This is a genomic window from Promicromonospora sp. NPDC057488 (assembly GCF_042802395.1).
In the GTDB taxonomy this organism is placed as follows: domain Bacteria; phylum Actinomycetota; class Actinomycetes; order Actinomycetales; family Cellulomonadaceae; genus Promicromonospora.
The window spans coordinates 1-4,169 of the sequence record NZ_JBHVEG010000298.1 but is presented as its reverse complement, the minus strand read 5'-3'; the positions used below and the strand labels follow the sequence as shown (position 1 = coordinate 4,169).

The following is a 4,169-nucleotide window of genomic DNA, read 5'->3' as shown; positions in this document are numbered from 1 at the left end:
TAGGGTCCGTCGCTTCATAAGGGCACATGAGCCGACGGACCCTACGTTCGACGCCGGAGCCGACGAACTCTACGTTCGACGCCGGGCTCCCGCGCCGCTGGTACCCGCGCGCCACGCCAGGCCTGGGGACCGACGGCGGATGCGCCTGGTCCGGCGGCGGATGCGCCGACAGTGCGCACCTGCGGCACCGCACCCCCCGCGCGCTGCCCCACGTGCCTGGCGGCGTCGAACGTAGGGTGCGTCGCTTCATGAGGGCACATGAGCCGACGGGCCCTACGTTCGACGCCGGAGCCGACGGGCCCTACGTTCGACGCCGGGCTCCCGCGCCGCTCGTGCCCGCGCGCAATGCCAGGCGTGGGGACCGACGGCGGATCCGCCCGGTCCGACGGTGCATGCGCCGACAGCGCGCACCTGCGGCACCGCACCCCCCGCGCGCTGCCACACCGCGCCAGGCGCCGTCGAACGTAGGGTGCGTCGCTGCATGAGGGCACATGAGCCGACGGACCCTACGTTCGACGCCGGAGTCGACGGGCCCTACCTTCAGCGCCGCATCGCCTGGACCCGGGCGGGCACCGCGGGGCGACGGGCGAGGGGGGCCGCCAGGGGGATAGGGTGATCGTCGACCCCGGCAGACGTCAGTGAGACGTCGGTGCCGGACATCCACGGACCTTCAGGCAGGAGCTTGCGCATGACCCTCGGCGACCTCGGAGACGTGGCGGGACTGATCGCGGCGATCGCGTTCGTGCTCCTCGTGGGCTTTCTCGCCGTCCCGTTGTGGAAGCTGGGCAAGCTCCTGGACGAGGCGCGCCTCAGCGTCAAGGACGTCACCGAGCACTCGGTGCCGATCCTCGACGAGGCCGCGAGCACCGTCGCCTCCGCGAACACGCAGCTCGTCAAGGTCGACACGATCACCACGTCCGCGGCCTCGGTCAGCGAGAACGTGTCCGCGCTGACGGGCCTGTACGCGGCGACGCTGGGCAAGCCGCTCGTCAAGGTCTCGGCGTTCTCCTACGGGGTGCGGCAGGCGTTCGGCCAGGCCAAGGGCCGGTCCGGCCGGCACACCGACGCGAACGGGGCCGAGGCGTGATCCGCCGCCTGTTCTGGGTCGGCGTCGGCGTGGCCGTCACCGTGGTCGTGATCCACAAGGGCCGCCAGATCGTCGCCCGGTACACGCCCGAGGCCGTGAGCGAGCGTGCGGCCGCCGCGGTGGACGACGCCGGCGTGCGGCTCAACCGGATGGCGCACACGTTCCGCTCGGACTTCGCGACGGCGCGCGCCGAGCGGGAGGCCGAGCTCATGGCGTCGCTGCGCGGCGAGCTGCCGGGCCACCAGCGGTAACGGGGCACCGCCCGATCTTTCAGTTTCCGTCTGCCGCGCTACCAGCGGCAGAATAGGCACGTGCCCGGACAACCGTGGCGCCAGAATTCGTGCACCCTCCAGTGCGACCCACCAGTACGACCCACCAGTACGACCGAGAAGAAGGACCACTGACCTCATGCGCACCGCCGAGATCCGCAAGCGTTGGCTCGACTACTTCGAAGCTCAGGGCCACGCGGTGGTGCCGTCGGCGTCGCTGATCTCCCCGGACCCGTCGACGCTGTTCACCATCGCGGGCATGGTGCCGTTCATCCCGTACATGACGGCCCAGCAGACCCCGCCGTGGACCCGCGCCACCAGCGTGCAGAAGTGCGTGCGCACGCTCGACATCGACGACGTGGGCAAGACGACGCGGCACGGCACGTTCTTCCAGATGAACGGCAACTTCTCGTTCGGCGACTACTTCAAGGCCGACGCCATCCGGTTCGCCTGGGACTTCCTGACGGGCTCCCTGGAGGACGGCAGGCTGGGCATCGACCCCGACAAGCTGTGGGTCACCGTCTACTACGAGGACGACGAGGCCCGCCAGCTCTGGAAGGACATCGTCGGCCTGCCCGACGAGCGCATCCAGGGCCTCGGCAAGAAGGACAACTACTGGTCCACCGGCCAGCCCGGCCCGGCCGGCCCGTGCTCGGAGATCTTCTACGACCGCGGCCCCGCCTTCGGCCCCGACGGCGGCCCGCTGATCGACGAGGGCGGCGACCGCTTCGTCGAGATCTGGAACCTGGTGTTCATGCAGTACGCCATCGACGACGTGAGGTCCAAGGAGGACTTCCGGATCGTCGGTGAGCTCGCCAAGAAGAACATCGACACCGGCATGGGCCTCGAGCGTGTTGCCTTCCTGCTCCAGGGCAAGGACAACATGTACGAGATCGACGAGGTCTTCCCCGTCATCGAGGCCGCCGAGAAGCTGTCCGGCAAGAAGTACGGCGAGAACCACGACGACGACGTGCGCATGCGCGTCGTGGCCGACCATGTCCGCTCGGCCCTGATGATCATCGGCGACGGCGTCCGCCCCTCCAACGAGGGCCGCGGCTACGTGCTGCGCCGCCTGCTGCGCCGCTCCGTGCGCGCCATGCGTCTGCTCGGCGTCGACGGCGTGGCCCTGCCGTCGCTGCTGCCGGTCTCCAAGGACGCGATGGCTCCCTCCTACCCGGAGCTGGGCACCAACTTCGAGCAGATCTCGGCCGTCGCGTACGCCGAGGAGGAGGCCTTCCGGCGCACCCTGGTGTCCGGCACCGGCATCCTCGACAACGCCGTCGCCAACCTGAAGAAGCAGGGTGGCGACCACCTGGTGCTGCCGGGCGACGCCGCCTTCCAGCTGCACGACACCTACGGCTTCCCGATCGACCTGACCCTCGAGATGGCCGCCGAGCAGGGCGTCCAGGTGGACGAGAAGGCCTTCCGCTCGCTCATGCAGGAGCAGCGCACCCGCGCCCGCGCCGACGCGCTGGCCAAGCGCACCGGCGGGGCCGACGTCGCCGCCTACGAGGCCCTGGAGAAGGAGCTCACCGCTCCCGTCGAGTTCCTCGGCTACACGCAGACCGACGCCACCGTGCGCGTCGTGGGCCTGCTCAGCGGCGGCGTGCCCGCTCCCGCCGTCACCGCCCCGGCCGAGATCGAGGTGGTCCTCGACCGCACGCCGTTCTACGCCGAGGCCGGCGGCCAGCTCGCCGACCACGGCACGATCGTGCTCGACAGCGGCGCCACCATCGAGGTGGACGACGTCCAGCGCCCGATCAAGGGCCTGAACGTGCACCGCGGCCGCCTGGTCGAGGGCACGGCCGCCCTGGGCGACCCGGGCACCGCGCAGATCGACACGGCTCGCCGCAAGGCCATCAGCCGCGCCCACTCGGCCACGCACATGATCCACAAGGCGCTGCACGAGCTCGTCGGCCCGGACCGCACCCAGGCCGGCTCGGAGAACGCCCCGAGCCGCATCCGGTTCGACTTCCGCTCGCCGTCGGCCGTCTCGGCGTCCGCCCTGACGGAGATCGAGGAGCGCGTCAACGTGCGCCTCGCCGACAACCTCGAGGTCACCGACCAGCTCATGCCGATCGCCCAGGCCCGCGAGGCCGGCGCCATGGCGCTGTTCGGCGAGAAGTACGGCGACGTCGTGCGCGTGGTCTCGATCGGCGACGACTGGTCGCGCGAGCTGTGCGCCGGCACGCACGTCAAGCAGACCGGCCAGCTCGGCCGGGTCACGCTGCTGGGCGAGTCGTCGATCGGCTCCGGCGTGCGCCGCGTCGACGCCCTGGTGGGCGACGGCGCCTACGGCTTCCAGGCCAAGGAGCACGCCCTGGTGGGCCAGCTCACCGGCCTGCTCAACACGCGTCCCGAGGACCTGCACGAGCGGGTCGGCTCGCTCGTGACGCGCCTGAAGGAGGCCGAGAAGGAGCTCGCCACGCTGCGGCAGGGCCAGCTCCTGGCCGTCGCCGGCAAGCTCGCCGCCGAGGCTCCGCGCGTCGGCGACGTCCGCGTCGTCACGCACGACGCCGGTGAGGCCCAGGCCGACGACCTGCGGGCCCTCGTACTCGACGTGCGCGGCCGCCTCGGCGAGGCCGAGCCCGTCGTGGCCGCCGCCGGCGGCGTGTCGGGCGGCCGCCCCGTCGTGGTGGTCGTGACCAACGCCGCCGCCCGCGCGGCCGGCTACAAGGCCGGCGACCTGGTGCGCACGGCCGCCCAGACCCTCGGCGGCGGTGGCGGCGGCAAGCCGGACATGGCCCAGGGCGGCGGCACCGACCCGGCCAAGCTCGGCGAGGCCCTCGCGGGCATCGCCGAGGGCGTGCGCC

General features: G+C 71.9%; 3 protein-coding genes. All 3 read left to right on the top strand.

The features are described from left to right. Window positions 1-688: 688 nt before the first annotated feature. On the top strand, window positions 689-1,087 hold the full coding sequence (locus tag ACFU5G_RS29350; protein ID WP_377252576.1) for a DUF948 domain-containing protein: 399 nt from the start codon (window positions 689-691) through the stop codon (window positions 1,085-1,087). Beyond that, entirely contained in the window at window positions 1,084-1,338 is a 255-nt protein-coding gene (locus tag ACFU5G_RS29345; protein WP_377252574.1) for a hypothetical protein, read from the top strand. Before ACFU5G_RS29350 ends, ACFU5G_RS29345 begins: the two co-directional genes overlap by 4 nt. A gap of 157 nt (window positions 1,339-1,495) precedes the next feature. Continuing rightward, window positions 1,496-4,169, top strand: a 2,674-nt coding sequence (gene alaS / locus ACFU5G_RS29340) for an alanine--tRNA ligase (protein ID WP_377252573.1), incomplete at its 3' end; no start/stop codon positions are given.